General features: G+C 59.4%; 17 protein-coding genes. 14 read left to right on the top strand and 3 right to left on the bottom strand.

The genetic code is table 11. The features are described from left to right. Positions 1–4: 4 nt before the first annotated feature. From wecB to fabF, 8 genes are all read left to right on the top strand, one after another. A complete protein-coding gene (wecB, locus tag QMK55_RS04750) occupies positions 5–1,105 on the top strand; it encodes a non-hydrolyzing UDP-N-acetylglucosamine 2-epimerase (protein ID WP_320328755.1) in 1,101 nt (366 codons plus the stop codon). After that, a complete protein-coding gene (locus QMK55_RS04745; RefSeq protein ID WP_320328754.1) occupies positions 1,105–2,202 on the top strand; it encodes a glycosyl transferase in 1,098 nt (365 codons plus the stop codon). The genes wecB and QMK55_RS04745 overlap by 1 nt, the downstream gene beginning before the upstream one ends. A gap of 102 nt (positions 2,203–2,304) precedes the next feature. Next, complete coding sequence (locus tag QMK55_RS04740) at positions 2,305–2,454, top strand: acyltransferase family protein (RefSeq protein ID WP_320328753.1); 150 nt, start codon at positions 2,305–2,307, stop codon at positions 2,452–2,454. Between the two features lie 163 nt (positions 2,455–2,617). After that, positions 2,618–3,418 (top strand): hypothetical protein, encoded by an 801-nt coding sequence (locus tag QMK55_RS04735; RefSeq protein ID WP_320328752.1) that lies wholly within the window; start codon positions 2,618–2,620, stop codon positions 3,416–3,418. A gap of 352 nt (positions 3,419–3,770) precedes the next feature. Further along, positions 3,771–5,765, top strand: a complete 1,995-nt coding sequence (locus tag QMK55_RS04730) for a nucleoside-diphosphate sugar epimerase/dehydratase (protein ID WP_320328751.1) — start codon at positions 3,771–3,773, stop codon at positions 5,763–5,765. A 112-nt stretch (positions 5,766–5,877) separates the two neighbouring features. Continuing rightward, positions 5,878–6,213, top strand: coding sequence for a ComEA family DNA-binding protein (locus QMK55_RS04725; RefSeq protein WP_320328750.1), 336 nt, complete (start codon positions 5,878–5,880; stop codon positions 6,211–6,213). Between the two features lie 211 nt (positions 6,214–6,424). Then, positions 6,425–7,222 carry an SDR family NAD(P)-dependent oxidoreductase gene (locus QMK55_RS04720; RefSeq protein ID WP_102354060.1) on the top strand — a complete coding sequence of 266 codons (798 nt, stop codon included), beginning with the start codon at positions 6,425–6,427 and terminating at the stop codon, positions 7,220–7,222. Positions 7,223–7,239: 17 nt separating this feature from the next. After that, on the top strand, positions 7,240–8,514 hold the full coding sequence (gene fabF / locus QMK55_RS04715) for a beta-ketoacyl-ACP synthase II (RefSeq protein WP_102354059.1): 1,275 nt from the start codon (positions 7,240–7,242) through the stop codon (positions 8,512–8,514). Here the strand turns inward: fabF and QMK55_RS04710 are convergent. The 3 genes from QMK55_RS04710 to eat form a co-directional block, all read right to left on the bottom strand. Further along, the gene (locus QMK55_RS04710; RefSeq protein ID WP_102354058.1) at positions 8,511–9,068 is read right to left on the bottom strand and encodes a TetR/AcrR family transcriptional regulator; all 558 of its coding nucleotides are present in this window, start codon (positions 9,066–9,068) and stop codon (positions 8,511–8,513) included. The genes fabF and QMK55_RS04710 overlap by 4 nt on opposite strands. 161 nt (positions 9,069–9,229) lie before the next feature. Further along, positions 9,230–9,397 carry a DUF2897 family protein gene (locus QMK55_RS04705; protein WP_003226857.1) on the bottom strand — a complete coding sequence of 56 codons (168 nt, stop codon included), beginning with the start codon at positions 9,395–9,397 and terminating at the stop codon, positions 9,230–9,232. Positions 9,398–9,524: 127 nt separating this feature from the next. Continuing rightward, complete coding sequence (gene eat, locus QMK55_RS04700) at positions 9,525–10,889, bottom strand: ethanolamine permease (RefSeq protein ID WP_320328749.1); 1,365 nt, start codon at positions 10,887–10,889, stop codon at positions 9,525–9,527. 416 nt (positions 10,890–11,305) lie between these two features. Between eat and kdpF the strand changes: the two genes are divergently transcribed. The 6 genes from kdpF to QMK55_RS04670 all read left to right on the top strand — a co-directional run bounded on the left by kdpF (position 11,306) and on the right by QMK55_RS04670 (position 19,484). Continuing rightward, the gene (gene kdpF, locus QMK55_RS04695) at positions 11,306–11,395 is read left to right on the top strand and encodes a K(+)-transporting ATPase subunit F (RefSeq protein WP_007899818.1); all 90 of its coding nucleotides are present in this window, start codon (positions 11,306–11,308) and stop codon (positions 11,393–11,395) included. Between the two features lie 8 nt (positions 11,396–11,403). Next, a complete protein-coding gene (gene kdpA, locus QMK55_RS04690; RefSeq protein WP_102354056.1) occupies positions 11,404–13,098 on the top strand; it encodes a potassium-transporting ATPase subunit KdpA in 1,695 nt (564 codons plus the stop codon). Between the two features lie 10 nt (positions 13,099–13,108). Continuing rightward, on the top strand, positions 13,109–15,172 hold the full coding sequence (kdpB, locus tag QMK55_RS04685; protein ID WP_320328748.1) for a potassium-transporting ATPase subunit KdpB: 2,064 nt from the start codon (positions 13,109–13,111) through the stop codon (positions 15,170–15,172). Positions 15,173–15,401: 229 nt separating this feature from the next. Continuing rightward, positions 15,402–15,947, top strand: coding sequence for a potassium-transporting ATPase subunit KdpC (gene kdpC / locus QMK55_RS04680; protein WP_025113113.1), 546 nt, complete (start codon positions 15,402–15,404; stop codon positions 15,945–15,947). Positions 15,948–16,085: 138 nt separating this feature from the next. Beyond that, on the top strand, positions 16,086–18,737 hold the full coding sequence (locus QMK55_RS04675; protein WP_320328747.1) for a sensor histidine kinase KdpD: 2,652 nt from the start codon (positions 16,086–16,088) through the stop codon (positions 18,735–18,737). Positions 18,738–18,785: 48 nt separating this feature from the next. Then, complete coding sequence (locus QMK55_RS04670) at positions 18,786–19,484, top strand: response regulator (protein WP_102354053.1); 699 nt, start codon at positions 18,786–18,788, stop codon at positions 19,482–19,484. Positions 19,485–19,613 lie beyond the last annotated feature (129 nt).

The following is a 19,613-nucleotide window of genomic DNA, read 5'->3' as shown; positions in this document are numbered from 1 at the left end:
TCTTGTGAAACGAAAAATACTTTGCGTTGTTGGAACCCGTCCGGAAGCGATCAAAATGGCCCCGGTCATTCTGGCGTTGAAAAATGAGCCTTGGGCGGATGTGCGGGTTCTCGCCACAGCCCAGCATCGCCACATGCTTGACCAGGTCATGAGCTTTTTCGGTATTGAACAAGATATCGACCTGAACATCATGCGTCCAAACCAGGCCCTGACCACGTTGACTGCTCGTCTCCTGCTGGAAATGGACGACGTGCTGAGCGCAGAGAAGCCGGAAATCGTGCTGGTTCAAGGTGATACAACGACTGTAATGACCGTTGCTCTGGCCTGTTTCTACCACAGAATCCCTATTGGTCACGTAGAGGCCGGGCTTCGCACCTGGGATATGCAGAACCCGTTCCCGGAAGAAGCCAACCGCGTCATCGCCGGCAAGCTGGCTCGCTGGCACTTTGCGCCCACCGAGGGCTCGCGCCAGAACCTGCTGCGTGAAGGTGTTCCCGATGCCGATATCATTGTCACTGGCAACACTGTAATCGATGCACTGCTGATGACCGCTGCAAAGGACCTGGATCTGGGAATCGAACTTGATCCGGGCAAGCGACTGGTGCTCGTGACCTCGCACCGCCGTGAAAACTTCGGTGAACCGTTTCTCAACATCTGCCGTGCATTGCGCACCTTGGCTGAGAATAACCCGGACGTGCAGTTCCTTTATCCGGTGCATCCAAACCCTAACGTCAAGGACGTTGCTCACGAACTGCTTGGTCCGGTAGCCAATTTCGTGCTGTGCGATCCATTGGAATATGCGCCGTTCGTAGCCGCCATGAAGCGTGCTTACCTGATTCTGACCGACTCCGGTGGTGTGCAGGAAGAAGCGCCTGCATTGGGTAAACCGGTTCTGGTACTGCGTGAAGAAACCGAGCGTCCGGAAGCTGTCGAGCATGGTGTTGTCAAACTGGTTGGCTCCAATTACGACATGATCGTCGCCGAAGCGCAGCGCTTGCTGGATGATGAAGACGCGTATCGCGAGATGGCCCGTGGCGTGTCTCCTTATGGTGACGGGCATGGTGCAGAGCGAATCGTGAATTCGCTGCGCGAGTACTTTAGCTGATGAGTTTGATTTACTTGTCGCCTGTTCCGTGGGCCAGTTTTTCCCAGCGCCCTCACAAATTTGTCGAGTGGTTTCACCGGCGCACCGGGCGACAAGTAATCTGGATCGAACCCTATCCAACCCGGTTTCCCAAACTGAGCGACTTAAAGCGTTCGGGGATGAACCAGCAAGCTCAGGTCAACGTACCGCAATGGCTGACATTGCTGTCGCCACGTGCGCTGCCTATTGAGCCGCTTCCTGGCTCGGGGTGGTTGAACAGCGGTTTCTGGGGACCGCTGATTAACGAGGCGAAGCAACAGCTGGGCACGCAAGAGCCTCTGATCGTGGTTGGAAAACCTTCGGTCTTGGCGTTGAAGGTCTTGAAGGCGTTCAACCCCAAGCATTCCATCTACGATGCAATGGATGATTTTCCTGCGTTCTACAGCGGATTTTCTCGGGTGGCGATGGCGCGTCGGGAGCGTCAACTGATTCAAACCGTGGAGAAGCTTTGGGTCTCGAGCACTGCTCTGAAAAACCGCTGGTCACCAGAAAAGGCAAGTATCTCATTCGTGCCGAACGCACTGGATGATGCTCTGTTGCCTCCACCACGCAACGCCAGCGGGGTGCGGGAGCGAAAGGTTCTCGGCTACGTCGGTACGGTGGGTGCATGGTTTGACTGGGACTGGATGCGAACACTGGCCCGGCTTCGTTCCGGTGACATTATTCGCATTATCGGTCCGGTGTTTTCACCGGCGCCTTTTGAGTTGCCTGCGAATATCGAGTTTTTGCCACCCTGTGCTCACGATGTCGCCCTGTCAGCGATGTGTGAGTTTGATGTCGGACTTATTCCCTTCAAAAAAAGCGATCTGACCATTTCCGTCGATCCGATCAAATATTATGAGTATCGGGCACTTGGCTTACCGGTCGTTTCAACGGACTTCGGAGAGATGAAATTTCGCGAAGAGGCGGCAGGAACGTTTATCAGCAAGTCGCTTGGCGATATTGGTGAAAAGGTCGCCGCCGCAATGGAATATCGTGACTCATGTGAAAGTGGCATCACGTTTATCGCTGATAATACCTGGACTACTCGTTTTGAGCGTGCGGATATAGAGCTGTAGTTATTTTAATTCTTGTTGTTTGAAATATTTATATCGCTCCTGTTGAGCGGTCGTGAGTGTGACATGTTCGGGGAGGAATGATAGTCGAGCGGGAGCAGGGCTGTGGTAAGGAATCTAAGCGTCGATGTGTTGCGAGGGATAGGGATACTCTCGGTTGTTGCGGGACATGCCAGCAGTGGTGTTGCATTGTATCCGTTCACGCCATATTCGTTTCATATGCCGTTGTTTTTCTTTCTGTCGGGTATTTTTTAGTGAGCAGCGCATTGAAAAAGTTGGTCCGGTCATCGTAAAAAATGTAAGGGCGCTATTGTTGTACTCGACATTTTTCTATTTTGCATATGCCTGTCTCTGCCAGATTTTGGCTTATTATGGGTTTACAGCTTTCGCTGAGCCGTTTTCCGTTCAAAAGATATTCATGAATCAGTTCGGTGGTTCGGGAGCGTACCTCTTCACTGCCGCGTACTGGTTTATTCCCTGTCTGTTTTTTGTGCGGGTTTATTTCTCGGTCGTTCATGCACGGTTGTTCGTGCTTTTAAGTCGCGGAGGCAGCGGCCTGTTCGTCTCTACGGCCTTCTTGCTGTCTTATCTGCTGGTGGGACTCGCTGCTGTCGGCTATAGCGTCAATATGTATGATACTCAGACAGTAGATTGGGACAAGATTCCTTATTTGCGTTTTGCGTTTGCATTGTTTTTTTACTATCTCGGAGCTTTGTTCCAGAAATATAACTGTCAACGGTTTCTTAAGTATGTGGTGGTGCTGGTGTCTTTGTACGTTATCCAGCAGCAGTTTTGGGTCGCGGCGGGTAATCTTGACTTCTGGATGCAGGCATCTAAATACCAGAATGCATATTTGCCGGTGGTCAGCAGTGTGCCAAGTATTGCTTTTTTCTACGGTGTTTCCGACATTCTGGCAAAAAATGAGTCTTGCAGTAAGCTGCTCGGTTATATAGGTCGAAATTCTTTTCCTGTATTGCTTCACCATCTTTTCGGTTTCTTTCTGATCAATGTGGTGTTGTGCATGGTCGGGGCCATTAAACCAGCCGATGTGACGGGGCCTTATTATCAGTGGGATACTGTGCACTCGTGGCCGTTTTACATTGCTATCGGAATTTTGATTTCTCTCGCGATTGATCGATATCTGGTGCAACCTGTTACTCGCTCGTCAAAGCAGTTGCTGGCGTCGAAATGGAAAGCCCTCAGAGCTGGACGCTGCTGACGTTCCCCCATGGCCGGCGGCGGGAGTGCCTGCCGCGCCATGGCTGTTCAGGTGTGTGATTGACGAACGCTGGTCGTGTCACTGGTGTCCTGCTCAGTCAAAAGAGCGGGGCCGCCGGAGGCGGCACGCGAACCTCCGGCCCGGACAGTTGTCTTTACTCCGCTGACTCCTGTTTTTGCGTTACCCAAGGTAGTGCAGGGCATTGTGCAGGGGCCAGATGTCATGCCCCTTGAATCTACATCCAGCCCGGCCCTGCCCAGTGCTAAGCTACCCTGTCGAGACGGGAACGATTCCTGCTAGCTCTTGAAATGATTGCAGACCTTTGAACGAGTAATGCCGTTGGTTGGGATTTATGGATAAATTACGCACCTTTTTGTTGAATCTGCCTCGTCGCCAGAAGCGGCTGATTCAGATAGCCACTGACATTCTGTTGGTCTGGGCGTCGCTTTGGCTGGCGTTCATCGTCCGATTGGGCCTGGACGATATGTACAACCCCTTGCGCGTTCATTTCTGGCTCTTTGCCTGCGCTCCAGTCATTGCCATTCCGCTTTTCATCCGCTTCGGTATGTATCGTGCGGTCATGCGCTACTTTGGCAACGACGCGCTGATAGCGATCATCAAGGCTGTGAGCCTTTCTTCGTTGATCCTCGCGTTAGTGGTTTATTGGTACAGCAATCACGAAACGGTCGTTCCTCGTTCTATCATCTTCAACTATTGGTGGCTCAGCCTTGTCATTATTGGCGGCTTGCGGCTGTGCATGCGTCAGTACTTCATGGGCGACTGGTTTAACGCAGCTCAACATGTCCCCTTTACCAGTCGAGACGATGGGCTGACCAAAGTTGCAGTCTACGGTGCGGGTGTCGCTGGCAATCAATTGGTGGCCGCCTTGAGAATGGGGCGAGTGATGCGTCCGGTGGCGTTCATCGATGACGACCCAAGTATTGCCGATCGCTCTATCTCCGGCCTGCACGTTTACAAGCCCAAGCATATTCAGCAAATGATCGACGTGACCGGAGCACAGGAAATTCTCCTGGCGCTACCGTCCTCGACGCGTGCGCGTCGCCGGGAAATTCTCAACCTGCTGGAAGGGTTTCCGCTGCACATCCGCAGTGTTCCAAACTTTACTGATCTGGCCAGTGGCAGGGTAAAGGTCGATGACATCCAGGAAGTCGACATTGCCGACTTGCTTGGGCGTGATGCGGTTCCGGCTCAGGCAGAGTTGCTCGAGCGCTGTATCAAAGGCAAGACCGTCATGGTGACGGGGGCCGGCGGTTCGATCGGGTCGGAGCTTTGCCGTCAGATATTTTCATTGTCGCCAACCACACTGATTTTGTTTGAGCACAGTGAATTCAATCTTTACAGCATCCTGTCAGAGCTGGAACAGCGCGGTTGCCGCGAATCCCGGCCGCTTCGTCTGATCCCGATACTTGGTTCTATCCGCCATCAAGGCAAGCTGCTCGATGTCATGAGAACCTGGAACGTCGACACGGTTTACCATGCTGCCGCTTACAAGCACGTACCGATGGTTGAACACAACATTGCCGAAGGGGTGTTGAATAACGTGATCGGAACACTCAACACCGCTCAAGCGGCGTTGCAGTCAGGGGTCTCGAACTTTGTATTGATCTCGACCGACAAGGCCGTACGCCCGACCAACGTCATGGGCAGCACCAAACGTCTGGCTGAAATGACACTCCAGGCACTCAGTCGTGAAGTGGCTCCAGTGTTGTTTGGTGATAAGGCCAACGTGTCTCGGGTCAACAAGACACGTTTCACCATGGTGCGTTTCGGCAACGTGCTGGGTTCGTCCGGTTCGGTGATTCCGTTGTTCCACAGCCAGATCAAATCCGGCGGACCGTTGACCGTCACTCATCCGAAAATCACTCGCTACTTCATGACTATCCCCGAATCGGCACAACTGGTTATCCAGGCCGGATCCATGGGGCAGGGCGGGGACGTATTCGTTCTGGACATGGGAGAGCCGGTAAAAATCGTCGAGCTGGCGGAAAAAATGATCCATCTGTCCGGCTTGAGCATCCGTTCCGAACGTAATCCGCAGGGCGACATTTCAATCCAGTTCACGGGTTTGCGTCCGGGTGAAAAGCTCTATGAAGAATTGTTGATCGGCGACAATGTCGCGGCAACTCCCCACCCGATGATCATGACGGCCAACGAAGATCACTTGCCATGGGACGTGCTCAAAGCCAAGTTGAGTGAGTTGCTCAACGCAGTTGAACAAGACGACTACTCCCGAGTCCGCCAACTCCTGCGCGAAACCGTCAGCGGCTACACGCCCGATGGCGAAATCGTCGACTGGATCTACCAGCAACGCCGTCTCGAACCCTGATTGTTTCACATCCTGTAATAGACACATTTTTGACACCTGCCAACCATGGCCTAAGTTTGGAGAGCAGCTTGGGAAAAGCTGCTTTCTCAATCGATGTCATGGAGCGTCATTTATGCGTAACGGTTTTTTCTACTCTCTGTTTTTTGCTCTGCTCACCAGTGCTTCAATCGCTGTAGTGGCGGCGCCTGCCGTTGTCCCTGATACGAATAGTGCAACGATGGTGAGCGACGTCGTGGCCGCGTCTCCGAGTGAAAAGGTCGATCTTAACGGCGCGGATGCAATAACGCTGCAAAAGCAGTTGTCCGGGGTAGGCGAGGCGAAGGCCAAAGCGATTGTTGCGTATCGTGATGCTAATGGGCCATTCGCCTCGGTGGATGAGCTGTTGGAAGTCAAGGGCATCGGCAAGGCGATCCTGGATCGCAATCGCGAGAAGCTGGAAGTGAACTAAGCTGATTATTCAACGCCAAGGGGCCGGTCATTGACCGGCCTTTCTGTTTTCTGGCGCAGAGATTTGGCAAAGGGAGCCCGGTTGCGTTTATCGGCGAGCTGAAAATTATGGGTATCATATTGTTTTTGGATTATGCATATAATAATTTCCGTCACCTCCAGGCCAGTGAGCATTGGAGGCCCATATCCCAATGTGTTTCAGGAGCGCCCTAATGAGTTCAGTTCAGTCTCAAGGTACAGCCGTCGTCACCGGTGCTTCGTCCGGGATAGGTGCCATTTACGCGCAGCGGCTGGCAGCGCGTGGTTTTGATTTACTGTTGGTCGCCCGTGATCAGCAGCGTCTGGAAAGCGCCGCGAGCCAGTTGCGCGAGGCCCATGGGGGTCAGGTCGAAGTGCTCAAGGCCGATCTGACGCAAAAGGACGATCTGCTGAAACTCCAGCAGCGTCTGCGCAGTGACTCGAGCATCAGCCTGTTGGTGAACAACGCCGGGGTGGCGGCCGATGGTCTGCTGGCCAATTCCGATGCTGAGCAACTGGAGCGCCTGATTCAGTTGAATGTCACCGCCGTGACCCTTCTGGCTTCGGCGGCTGCCGCCAGTTTTACGAAGGCCGGTCGCGGCACGATCATCAACATTGCCTCGGTGGTGGCGCTGTTTCCGGAGCGTTTCAACGCGACCTACAGCGCCAGCAAGGCTTATGTTCTAAGCCTGACTCAATCGCTGAATACGGAGCTCGAAGGCACCGGCGTCAAGGTACAAGCGGTATTACCCGGCGTTACCCGCACCGAAATCTGGGAGCGCTCGGGCATCGATGCCAATGGCATTCCGGCGGAGATGGTGATGGAGGCCGGTGAAATGGTCGATGCGGCGCTGGCCGGTCTGGATCAAGGCGAGTTGATCACTATCCCGTCGCTGCCTGACGAAGGTGAATGGCAGGCCTTTGTGCGTGCCCGGCATGTCATGGCTCCGAATCTGTCGCGCAGTTCGGCGGCCCAACGCTACAAAAACTGATCAGAGGTAACTGCGGTATGAGTCAGCGTCGAATTGTTGTCACCGGTATGGGCCTGGTTTCTCCCTTGGGCAGTGATGTCGAAATGGTCTGGCAGCGATTGCTGGCCGGGCGCTCGGGCTTGCGCAATTTGCCGGACGCGGTGAGCGCAGATTTGCCGACCCGGGTCGCCGGGATGGTGCCAACGGCGGCGGAGGACACCGAGGCCGGCTTCGATCCGGACCTTGCCACGCCACCCAAAGAGCAAAAGAAGATGGACCGCTTCATTCTGTTTGCCATGGAAGCGGCGCGCCAGGCATTGACGCAGGCCGGATGGCATCCGGCCGAGGAGCAGGATCAGGTGCGCACCGCGACCATCATCGGTTCCGGTGTTGGCGGATTCGGCGCGATAGCTGACGCGGTACGCACCACCGACAGTCGCGGCCCGCGTCGTCTGTCGCCGTTCACCATTCCATCGTTTCTGGTCAATCTTGCCGCTGGACACGTATCGATCGGGCACGCTTTGAAAGGCCCGTTGGGTGCACCGGTGACCGCCTGTGCTGCCGGAGTGCAGGCGATTGGCGATGCGGCACGGATGATTCGTGCAGGTGAAGCGGACATCGCGGTGTGCGGCGGGGCGGAGGCGTGCATCGATCGGGTCAGTCTGGCCGGTTTCGCGGCAGCGCGGGCGCTGTCCAGCGGTTACAATGACACCCCCGAGCGTGCCTCACGACCGTTCGACAGCGGGCGCGATGGCTTTGTCATGGGCGAGGGCGCCGGTCTGCTGGTGATCGAGTCACTGGAGCATGCGTTGGCCCGCGGTGCGCAACCTCTGGCCGAACTGGTCGGTTATGGCACCACCGCCGATGCGTATCACCTCACCGCCGGGCCGGAGGACGGTAGCGGAGCACGTCGCGCCATGGCGCTGGCATTGGCTCAGGGCGGTATTGCGCCCGATCAGGTGCAGCATCTCAATGCGCATGCGACTTCCACACCGGTCGGCGATCTTGGCGAGCTGGCAGCCATCAAGGCGTTGTTCGGCACCGAGAATAAAATCGCCGTGACGTCGACCAAGTCGGCCACGGGGCATTTGCTGGGGGCCGCAGGCGGGCTGGAAGCGATTTTCACCCTGTTGGCAATCCGTGATCAGGTTGTGCCGCCGACACTCAATTTCGACAATCCCGATCCTGCGAGCGCGGGTGTAGACATCGTTCACGGCCAGGCGCGTTCGATGCCGATCGAATATGCGCTGTCCAACGGTTTCGGCTTTGGCGGGGTGAACGCCAGCGTGCTGTTCAAGCGCTGGCAGGCTTAGTCTTGCGACTGCTTGAGGTGATCGCGAGTGACGTCGAGGATGCGTTGGGCCAACTCGGCGTCGGCGACACTGCGTGACAGCAACAGCGCGCCGACCAGCGTCGACATGATGACAATGGCCTGGTCGGCGCTGTTGTCGTCTTTCAGGGTGCTGGCGATCTGATCCAGGCGATTGCCGAGCACCTGATCACTGGTCGGGCTTGGTTGTCCGCGCAGGCCCAATTCTGAAGAGATGGTCAGCAGCGGGCAGCCTTCGTGTGGGGAGGTCTGATGCCATTCGGAGAGATAGGTATCGATAAATACGTGCAGCGGGTTTGCCTGGGCAAAGATCTCGGCGCATAAACCGTCGACTTGATCGCTCGCCTCCTGCAAGGCCTTTTCGACCAGTTCGTCCTTGGATTTGAAGTGTGAGTAAAAGCCGCCGTGGGTCAGCCCCAGTGCTTTCATCAGGGGTTGCAGACCGGTGCCACCGATGCCGTCCTTGCGAAATCGCGCCGAGGCTTCCTTGATAATCCGTAGATGGGTTTGAGCTTTATGATCTTGCGAGTAACGCATGTGGAACTCTCCGCAACAAGACCGCCATCTTAACCAAGGTAAATGACATGGTGACTGTACTTCTATTTCTTAAAAGCACGCTGCTCAGTCCGACCTGATCCTTGCAGTCAGTAAAATCCTTTACAAAAACAAACCCCGCCTGTTCCGGCGGGGTTTTTCGTTCAGCGATCCTGCGCGTCCTTGATGTCCGCTTCGGCATTGCGCTGCGCTACGCGCTTGCGTTCTTCATCGGTCAGTTCGACCTTGTTGGCGGTGTCGCGCAACATCATCAACCCACCCACGATCGAGCCGATTGCAACGACCAGAATCAACCAGGCATACCAGGGCATAACGGCTCTCCTTAATGGCAGCTCGACGGGCGAGGATTTCGCCAGCGACGCTGCATACCACTTTGAGCGAAGTGAGTTCGCAGTGGTTCCATTCTAGGCCGGTTATGCCCGGTGTACCCGAAATCCCTCAGCGGCCGGTCAGCATCGCATCGGCCGGAGCGTTGGCGCGCAACTGGCCCGTCAGCAGGAAGTAGCCGAAGCCGACCGCCATGAAACCAAGGAAAATCAGCCCGATCAGCGCATTGAACCAAGCCATGGCGATCAGGCACACCACTGCCAGCACCAGCGCAATCATCGGCACCAGCGGATAGCACGGGGCGCGGAAAGTACGCTCCAGATTGGGTTCGGATTTACGCAGTTTGAACAGGCTGAGCATGCTCATGATGTACATCACAATGGCGCCGAACACGGCCATGGTGATCATCGCTGCGGTCAGGGTCATGCCGCCGAGGTTGATCAGACCGTCGCTGTAGATCGCGGCGATGCCGATCACGCCGCCGGCGATGATCGCCCGGTGCGGGGTCTGGAAGCGCGACAGTTTCGCCAGCGAGGCCGGCAGGTAGCCGGCGCGGGCGAGGGCGAAGAACTGCCGCGAGTAGCCAAGGATGATTCCGTGGAAACTCGCGACCAGGCCGAACAGGCCGATCCACACCAGCATGTGCAGCCAGCCGGAGTTGTCGCCGACCACGGTTTTCATCGCCTGCGGCAACGGGTCGTTGATGTTCGCCAGGGTGCGCCAGTCACCAACGCCGCCCGCGAAGAACATCACGCCCATTGCCAGCAACACCAGGGTCAGGATGCCGCTGATGTAAGCCTTGGGGATTGTGCGCTTGGGATCCTTGGCTTCTTCGGCGGCCATGGCCGCGCCTTCGATGGCGAGAAAAAACCAGATCGCGAACGGAATCGCGGCGAACATCCCGGCAATCGCCGGGGCACCGAACACATCGGAACCGGCCCAGCCATTGAGCGCAAAACTGCTGAAGCTGAACGCCGGTGCGACCACGCCCATGAACACCAGCAATTCGATCATCGCCAGCACGCAGACGATCAGCTCGAACGTCGCAGCCAGTTTTACCCCGAGGATGTTCAGGGTCATGAACACGATGTAGGCACCGACTGCCGCGTGTTTCGGATCGAGCGCCGGAAACTGCACATTCAGATAGGCGCCAATGGCCAGCGCGATTGCCGGCGGTGCGAAGACGAATTCGATCAGCGTCGCCAGCCCGGCGATCAGCCCACCTTTTTCACCAAACGCGCGACGGCTGTAGGCGAACGGTCCGCCCGCGTGAGGTATCGCGGTGGTCAGTTCGGTGAAGCTGAAGATGAAGCAGGTGTACATGGTGGCGACCATGAACGAGGTCACCAGAAAGCCCAGCGTGCCGGCCACGCCCCAGCCGTAACTCCAGCCGAAATACTCGCCGGAGATCACCAGCCCGACGGCGATGCCCCACAGGTGCAGGGTGCCCAGCGTGGGTTTGAGTTGTGTGTTCATGCGCATGCTCCCTGAACGGTTTGGAAAGCTCGGGGGAGGGCGTGTGCAGTGGGCGTGCCATTGCTGTGAAACAAGTCGTAATGAGTTGAAAGCTGTCGTATCGGGGATGTTCGCGGCGCAATAACTGCTTTTTGTGCGCCAGTTGGGTGCGATGTTGATCGTGCTGCCGTCTTCGCGAGCAAGCCCGCTCCCACATTTTGAAATGCGGTCGCCCAAACAACGCATATCCCTGTGGGAGCGGGCTTGCTCGCGAAGAGGCCCGTCCAGACACCACAAGACTCACCTGTAACGCCCGCATAAACCCACTCTTTACGCTTTCTTTATGCCCAGCCAACACCCTCGGTCTCGTTCCTTTACAGCCTTCTTTCCGACAATGCCTCCACACGCGGCAATAAGCCGTAACACGGAGATCTTCCATGAGCGTTCTGGACGGGGTGTCCCTGCTGCTGGCAGTGGGGCTGTTCATTTATCTGTTGGTTGCGCTGTTGCGCGCGGATCGGAACTAGGAGCGGCTATGCACAGTTATGACTATTGGCTGATCCTCGCGTTTTTCGCGGTGGTCTTGCTGCCGGCGCCGTTCCTCGGGCGCTTCTACTACAAAGTGATGGAAGGCCAGCGCACCTGGTTGACGCCGATTCTCGGCCCGGTCGAGCGCGGCTGCTATCGCATTGCCGGGGTTGATCCGCAGGCTGAGCAGAGCTGGCAGAAATACACGCTGGCCCTGCTGGCGTTCAACCTCGCCGGTTTCCTGCTGCTGTTCGCGATCCTGTTGTTCCAGGATCACCTGCCGCTGAACCCGCAAAACCTGCCGGGCCAGGAATGGACTCAGGCGTTCAACACCGCGGTCAGTTTCATGACCAACACCAACTGGCAGTCGTACAGCGGTGAAGCGACCCTCAGCTACCTGAGCCAGATGGTCGGTCTCACCGTGCAGAACTTCGTCAGCGCCGCCACCGGCCTCGCCGTGCTGGTTGCGCTGTGCCGTGGCATCGGGCGCAAGTCGGCCAAGACCCTGGGCAACTTCTGGGTCGACATGACCCGCGCCACCCTCTACGGCTTGCTGCCACTGTGCCTGCTGCTGGCGCTGTACCTGGTGTGGCAGGGCGTACCGCAGACCTTCGCGCAATATGTGAATGCCGTGACCATGCAGGGCGTCGATCAAGTGATCCCGCTCGGCCCGGCCGCCAGCCAGATTGCGATCAAGCAACTGGGCACCAACGGCGGTGGCTTCTTCGGTGTCAACTCGGCGCACCCGTTCGAGAACCCGACCGCGTGGAGCAACCTGTTCGAACTGGCGTCGATCATTCTGATCCCGGTGGCGCTGGTCTTCACCTTCGGCCACTACGTCAAAGACCTGCGTCAGAGCCGCGCGATCATCGCCTGCATGCTGGCGCTGTTCCTGATCGGTGGCGCGACTTCGTTGTGGGCCGAATATCAGCCTAACCCTGCGTTGAACAACGTTGCCGTCGAGCAGACCGCGCCGCTGGAAGGCAAGGAAGCGCGCTTTGGCACCACCGCCACTGTGCTGTGGTCAGTGACCACCACGGCGGCGTCGAACGGTTCGGTCAACGGCATGCACGACAGCCTCAACCCGCTCAGCGGCATGGTCGCGCTGGTCAACATGATGGTCGGCGAAGTGATCTTCGGCGGCGTCGGTGCCGGGCTCTACGGCATGCTGCTCAACGTGCTGATCGCGGTATTCCTCGCCGGCCTGATGATCGGCCGCACCCCGGAATACCTCGGCAAGAAACTGCAGGCGCGAGAAGTGCAATTGCTGGTGGTGACCTTGCTGGTCATGCCGGTGGGCGTGCTGGTACTCGGCGCCATCGCGGCGACGTTGCCCGGCCCGGCGGCGACCATCAGCAACCCCGGCCCGCACGGTTTCAGCCAGTTGCTCTACGCCTACACCTCGGCCAGCGCGAACAACGGTTCGGCGTTCGGTGGCCTGAGCGCCAACACGCCGTTCCACAACCTGATGCTCGGTCTGGGCATGTTGATCGGTCGCTTCGGTTACATCCTTCCGGTACTGGCCCTGGCCGGCAGCCTGGCAATGAAGAAAACCGCACCGATCGGCCAGAACAGCTTCCCGACCCACGGCCCGCTGTTCGTGACCCTGTTGACCGTGACCATTTTGCTGGTGGGCGGCCTGACCTTCCTGCCGACCCTGGCGCTGGGGCCAATCGCCGAACACCTGAGCTTGGGCTTCTAAGGAATCCATCATGAATATGCATGTTCCTGCAAAACCTGCGGTGCCGACCAAGTCGGCAGAAGCACCGAAAACCGCGATCTCAGCCCTGTGGCGCCCGGCGCTGGTGCAAGCGTTCGTCAAGCTCGACCCGCGTCAGTTGGTGCGCTCGCCGGTGATGCTGGTGGTCGAACTGACGGCGATCTTCACCACCGTGCTGTGCTTCATTCCGGACAACCTCGTGCCGACTTTCGTCGCCGCGCAGATTGCCCTCTGGCTATGGTTCACCGTGCTGTTCGCCAACTTCGCCGAAGCCTTGGCCGAAGGTCGCGGCAAGGCCCGCGCCGACAGTCTCAAGGCCGGTAGCGAAGGCCTCAGCGCACGGCGCAAAATGGCCAATGGCAGCTTCCAGGTGGTGCCTGCCGCCAGTCTGCGCAAAGGTGACGTGGTGCGCGTCGAAGCGGGGGAGATGATCCCCGGTGACGGCGAAGTCATCGAAGGGATCGCGGCGGTCAACGAAGCGGCGATCACCGGTGAATCGGCGCCGGTGATTCGCGAGTCCGGTGGCGATCGCTCGGCGGTCACCGGCAACACGCGCCTGGTGTCCGACTGGTTGTTGGTGAAGATCACCGCCAACCCCGGTGAATCGACCCTCGACCGCATGATCGCGCTGGTCGAAGGCGCCAAACGCCAGAAGACCCCGAACGAAGTGGCGCTGGACATCCTGCTGATCGGTCTGACTCTGATCTTCCTGCTGGTGGTGGTGACCCTGCAGCCGTTCGCCCACTTCGCCAACGGCAACCTGCCGCTGGTGTTCCTGGTGGCGCTGCTGGTCACGCTGATTCCGACCACCATCGGTGGCCTGTTGTCCGCCATCGGTATTGCCGGGATGGATCGACTGGTACGGCTGAACGTGATTGCCAAATCCGGGCGTGCAGTGGAAGCGGCCGGTGACGTGCACGTGCTGCTGCTGGACAAGACCGGCACCATCACCTTCGGCAACCGTCGTTGCAGCGCGGTGTATGCCGCACCTGGTGTGAATGGTCGGGAACTGGCCGAAGGCGCGTTGTTCGCTTCGCTGGCGGATGAAACCGCTGAAGGCAAATCCATCGTTGAATACCTGCGCGGTCTGCACCCACAGCCTGAGCCGACGCTGGACAGCCTGACCGCCGTGCCATTCAGTGCGGAAACCCGTTTGTCCGGTGTCGACTATCAGGGCCGCGTTTACCGCAAGGGTGCAGTGGATTCGCTGCTGGCCTTCCTCGGCCAACAACGTGCCGATCTGCCGCCTGCGCTGTCGCGGGAAATCGACAAGATCGCGCAGAGCGGCGGTACTCCGTTGCTGGTCTGCGCCGACGGCAAACTGCTCGGTGCGATCCACCTCAAGGACGTGGTCAAGCCGGGCATTCGCGAGCGGTTTGCCGAGCTGCGCAAACTGGGGATTCGCACCGTGATGGTCACCGGTGACAACCCGTTGACCGCAGCGGCCATCGCCGCTGAAGCGGGCGTCGATGACGTGCTCGCCGAAGCCACTCCGGAGAAGAAACTGGCGCGCATTCGCCTTGAGCAGAACGACGGTCGTCTGGTCGCCATGTGCGGCGACGGTGCCAACGACGCGCCAGCGCTGGCCCAGGCGGACGTCGGTATGGCGATGAACGACGGCACGCAAGCCGCACGCGAAGCGGCGAACATGGTCGACCTCGACAGCGACCCGACCAAGCTGCTGGACGTGGTGCAGATCGGCAAGGAATTGCTGGTGACCCGTGGCGCGTTGACGACCTTTTCCATCGCCAACGACGTCGCCAAATACTTCGCGATTCTGCCGGCACTGTTCGCCGCGATTTATCCGCAACTGGGCGTGCTGAACATCATGCACCTGACCAGTCCGCAGAGCGCGATCCTCTCGGCCATTGTCTTCAATGCCTTGATCATCGTGGTGTTGATTCCACTGGCATTGCGCGGCGTGCGGGTGCAGGCGGCGAGTGCCGCGGCATTGCTGCGTCGCAACCTGCTGATCTACGGACTGGGCGGGATTCTGGTGCCGTTCGTGGGGATCAAGGCGATCGACATGCTGCTGACGGCGCTGCATCTGGTTTGAGACTGAAAGAACCCCTCACCCTAAACCTTCTTCCTGGGGTAGAGGGGACCGACCGAGGTGTTTGCGGGAGCTGGATCGACCTGAAATACCGAGCCGAGCTCAGGTCTTGAACAACACCAGGATCGGCTCCCTTTCCCCTCTCCCCCCTTGGGGGAGAGGGCTGGGGTGAGGGGGAAGAAATCTCCCTGACACTCCACCCAAGTTGCCCAACGAATTCGAGGATTTTGCAATGTCCACAATGATACGTCCGGCCCTGAGCCTGCTGGTGCTGATGACCCTGATCACCGGCGTGGCTTATCCACTGGTGGTGACCGGCGTTGCGCAGGTCGCTTTCCCTGAACAGGCCAACGGCAGTCTGGTCCACGATGCCGACGGCAAGGTGCGCGGCTCGGCGCTGATCGCTCAGGATTTCGTCGGTGATGCGTGGTTCCATCCGCGTCCTTCGGCGGGTGCTTTTGCCACCGTTTCCAGCAGTGCCAGCAACCTGGCGCCGAGCAATCCGGCGCTGGCCACACGGGTGATCGACGACGCCAACAAGTTGCAGGTGCCCGGCCAGGGGCCAGTGCCCTTGGCGTTGCTGACCACCTCCGGCAGCGGTCTCGATCCGCACTTGCCTCCGGCGGCAATTGCCTATCAACTGGCGCGTGTCGCGGCAGCTCGCAACCTGCCGGTGTCGACCTTGCAGCAACTGCTCGATGCGCACATCGAACAACCGCTGGTGGGGCCGCCGGTGGTGAATGTGCTGGAATTGAACATGGCGCTGGAAAAGCTGTAGTCGATGCTCGTTCCCACGCTCTGCGTGGGAATGCATCAATAGACGCTCTGCGTCTGCTTTTATGGGACGCAGAGCGTCCCGGGCTGCATTCCCACGCAGAGCGTGGGAACGATCAATCAGGAAGAGAGAACTCCCAGCATGAGCGACTCCGGCCGCGCCGACGCACTGTTAGCAGACCTGCCCCGAGACGGCCGTGGCCGGCTGAAAGTCTTCCTCGGCGCCGCCCCCGGTGTCGGCAAGACCTACGCCATGCTCCAGGCCGCGCACACGCAATTGCGCCAAGGCGTGAAAATCATCGCCGGCGTCGTTGAAACCCACGGCCGGGCGGAAACCGAAGCACTGCTCGGCGGTTTGCCGCAGCAACCGCTGGTGCGCTCGGAATACCGGGGTGTGATGCTCGAAGAAATGGACCTCGACGGCCTGCTCACGGCCAAACCGAAACTGGTGCTGGTGGACGAACTGGCGCACACCAACGCCCCCGGCAGCCGCCATGCCAAACGCTGGCAGGACATTCAGGAACTGCTCGCCGCCGGTATCGATGTCTACACCACGGTCAACGTCCAACACCTGGAAAGTCTCAACGATCAGGTGCGTGGTATCACCGGTGTGCAGGTGCGTGAAACCCTGCCGGACTGGGTGCTGCAGGAAGCCTACGAACTGCTGCTGATCGACCTGCCGCCGCGCGAATTGCTGGAGCGACTGCGCGAAGGCAAGGTCTACGTGCCGGAACAGGCGCGGGCAGCGATCGATGCGTTTTTCACCCAGACCAACCTCACGGCGCTGCGCGAACTGGCGATGCAAACGGCGGCCGCGCAGGTCGATAACGATCTCGCGCAAGGCTATCGTCAGCTCGGTCAGGCTGCTCCGGCGGTACGCGGGCGTTTGCTGGTGGGCATCGACGGTGATGCGCAGGCTGAACGCCTGGTGCGGCACGCCAGCCGCGTGGCCCAGCGTCGGCATTTGCCGTGGAGCCTGGTGCATGTCGACAACGGCACCGTGCGCGATGAACAGTCGCGCCTGCGCCTGCAAAATGCCCAGCAGTTGGCCGAACGCCTTGGCGGCGAAGTGGTGTTGCTGCGTGCCGGTGAAGTGGCGAAGACCTTGATTCAGCATGCCGCCGAACGCCGCGCCAGTCTGGTGCTGGTGGGCCAGTCGCGACCGAGTCTGCGTCGCCGCCTGTTTGGTGGCGGGCTCGCCGCGCGTTTGCTGCGGCAGGCTCACGGGCTGGAAATCAACGTCCTCGACAACGACCACGAACACCCGCAACCGCGCCTGCGGGCGACGCCGACGCTGGTCTGGTTCGACTATGTACTGGCACTGGTTGCCACGGTGTTGGCCAGTGCGCTGGCGTGGGCGGTGTCGAGTGTGTTGCCGCTGCCGAACATCTCGCTGGTGTTCCTCGCGGCGGTGTTGCTGGTGGCGGTGCGCAGCAGCCTGGGGCCGGCACTGGCCTGCGCGGCGTTGTCGTTTCTGACATACGACTTTCTGTTCATTCCGCCGAATTTTTCCTTCGCCATCCAGCGCGAGGAAGACGTCCTGACCTTGCTGTTCTTCCTGCTGATGGCCGCACTTACCGGTAACCTGGCCGCCCGCCAGCGGCGGCAGTTGCAGGCCCTGCGCGACACGCAGGAAGAGACCACCGAACTGCTCGACCTGTCGCGCAAACTCACCGCCGCCACCGACCGTCAGGCGGTGGTCAGCGCCGCCGCGCAACACCTCAATGGCTGGAGCGATCTGCAGTTGTGCCTGCTCAACCGTGACGGCCAGGGCGGCTGGAAAGTCGAGACCGGCGGGCCGCTGGAGTTTACCGAATCCGAACGTGCCGCCGCCGACTGGGCCTGGCAACACGATCAACCGGCGGGTATGGGCACCGGCACGCTGCCGCTCGGTCGCTGGTGGTGGTGGCCGCTGTCGGTGGAGGACGGGCCGCTGGCGCTGCTCGGGGTCTGCGCCAAAGAAGGCCAGACCTTGAGCGGCCAACGTCGACGCCTGCTCACCGCGTTGAGTCAGCCACTCGCTCAGGCGCTGGCCCGGGCGCAACTGGCGGACGATCTGGAAGCCGCACGCCTGCACGGCGAAACCGAGCAATTGCGCAGTGCGCTGCTGGCCTCGGTGTCTCACGATCTGCGTACGCCGCTGACCGCCATGCGCGGCAGCATCGATAGTTTGCTGGCGCTCGGCGAAGCGATCCCGCTGGAAGATCGCCGCGAGTTGCTCGAAGGCACTCGTGATGAGGCCGAACGCCTCGATCGCTACATCCAGAACCTGCTGGACATGACCCGTCTCGGCCACGGCGCGTTGAAGCTGGCGCGCGACTGGGTGGCGCCTGCCGACATTGTCGGCAGTTCGCTCAATCGTCTGCGTGCAGTACTGGCGCCGTTGCAGGTCAGCACCGATGTGCCCGCCGAGTTGCCGTTGCTGTTCGTCCATGCAGCGTTGATCGAGCAGGCGCTGGTCAATGTGCTGGAAAACGCTGCGCGGTTCTCGCCTGCCCATGGGCGTTTGCAACTGAGTGCCGGGGCGAATGCCGAAGAGATCTTCTTCACGGTCAGCGATGAAGGGCCGGGGATTCCTGAAGACGAGCGGGCGAAAATTTTCGACATGTTCTACACCGCCGCCCGTGGTGATCGCGGTGGCCAGGGTACCGGTCTGGGGCTGGCGATCTGTCAGGGCATGGTCGGCGCGCATGGCGGGCGGATCAGCGTCGCCGACGGCATCGGCGGACGCGGCACCAGCATCACCCTGCACCTGCCATTGCAGACGCAACCGGGGATGGACAATGAAGCCTGAGCCCGGCTGCGCTACTCTCTTGCCAATCTTTTGTGTTGATGTGAATTCATGAGCCAGACCGCGACCATTTTGGTCATCGATGACGAACCGCAGATCCGCAAATTCCTGCGCATCAGCCTTGCCTCACAAGGCTACAAAGTGCTGGAAGCCGGGACCGGCGCCGAGGGCCTGGCCCAGGCCGCGCTGAACAAACCCGACTTGCTGGTGCTCGACCTGGGCCTGCCGGACATGGACGGCCAGCAGGTGCTGCGCGAGTTTCGCGAATGGGCCACCGCGCCGGTACTGGTGCTCTCGGTGCGGGCCAGCGAAGGGCAGAAAGTCCAGGCACTGGATGGCGGCGCCAACGACTACGTGACCAAGCCGTTCGGTATTCAGGAGTTTCTCGCCCGGGTCCGCGCCTTGTTGCGTCAGGCGCCGGCCGGCGAGGCGCAACAGGCGGCCCTGACGTTCGGCCCGTTGACGGTTGATCTGGCCTATCGGCGGGTATTGCTCGACGGCGTCGAAGTGGCGCTGACCCGCAAGGAGTACGCGGTGCTGGCGCAACTGGCGCGGCACCCGGGGCGGGTGATCACCCAGCAGCAATTGCTCAAGGACATCTGGGGGCCGACGCATACCGAAGACAGTCACTACCTGCGGATTGTGGTCGGGCACTTGCGCCAGAAGCTGGCGGATGATCCGACGCGGCCGCGGTTTATCGTGACAGAAGCGGGGGTTGGGTATCGGTTGTTGAGTGAGGGCAGCCTGTAGTTTCTGTGTTGTCTTTTCTGGCCTCATTGCGAGCAGGCTCACTCCTACATTGAGTCGGCGTCGTTCGCAGATCCCTTGTAGGAGTGAGCCTGCTCGCGATGAGGGCACTGCATTCAACAGCGATCTTTC

This window comes from Pseudomonas sp. P8_229 (assembly GCF_034008635.1).
Classification (GTDB): domain Bacteria; phylum Pseudomonadota; class Gammaproteobacteria; order Pseudomonadales; family Pseudomonadaceae; genus Aquipseudomonas.
The sequence above is the reverse complement of the archived record's forward strand: the minus strand, read 5'-3'. Positions and strand labels throughout refer to the sequence as shown.

Coding starts and splice junctions, on each gene's coding strand:
- QMK55_RS04745 (WP_320328754.1), top strand. CDS start 1,105: ATGAGTTTGATTTACTTGTCGCCTGTTCCGTGGGCCAGTTTTTCCCAG.
- QMK55_RS04735 (WP_320328752.1), top strand. CDS start 2,618: ATGAATCAGTTCGGTGGTTCGGGAGCGTACCTCTTCACTGCCGCGTAC.
- QMK55_RS04730 (WP_320328751.1), top strand. CDS start 3,771: ATGGATAAATTACGCACCTTTTTGTTGAATCTGCCTCGTCGCCAGAAG.
- QMK55_RS04725 (WP_320328750.1), top strand. CDS start 5,878: ATGCGTAACGGTTTTTTCTACTCTCTGTTTTTTGCTCTGCTCACCAGT.
- QMK55_RS04720 (WP_102354060.1), top strand. CDS start 6,425: ATGAGTTCAGTTCAGTCTCAAGGTACAGCCGTCGTCACCGGTGCTTCG.
- fabF (WP_102354059.1), top strand. CDS start 7,240: ATGAGTCAGCGTCGAATTGTTGTCACCGGTATGGGCCTGGTTTCTCCC.
- QMK55_RS04710 (WP_102354058.1), bottom strand. CDS start 9,068: ATGCGTTACTCGCAAGATCATAAAGCTCAAACCCATCTACGGATTATC.
- QMK55_RS04705 (WP_003226857.1), bottom strand. CDS start 9,397: ATGCCCTGGTATGCCTGGTTGATTCTGGTCGTTGCAATCGGCTCGATC.
- eat (WP_320328749.1), bottom strand. CDS start 10,889: ATGAACACACAACTCAAACCCACGCTGGGCACCCTGCACCTGTGGGGC.
- kdpF (WP_007899818.1), top strand. CDS start 11,306: ATGAGCGTTCTGGACGGGGTGTCCCTGCTGCTGGCAGTGGGGCTGTTC.
- kdpA (WP_102354056.1), top strand. CDS start 11,404: ATGCACAGTTATGACTATTGGCTGATCCTCGCGTTTTTCGCGGTGGTC.
- kdpB (WP_320328748.1), top strand. CDS start 13,109: ATGAATATGCATGTTCCTGCAAAACCTGCGGTGCCGACCAAGTCGGCA.
- kdpC (WP_025113113.1), top strand. CDS start 15,402: ATGTCCACAATGATACGTCCGGCCCTGAGCCTGCTGGTGCTGATGACC.
- QMK55_RS04675 (WP_320328747.1), top strand. CDS start 16,086: ATGAGCGACTCCGGCCGCGCCGACGCACTGTTAGCAGACCTGCCCCGA.
- QMK55_RS04670 (WP_102354053.1), top strand. CDS start 18,786: ATGAGCCAGACCGCGACCATTTTGGTCATCGATGACGAACCGCAGATC.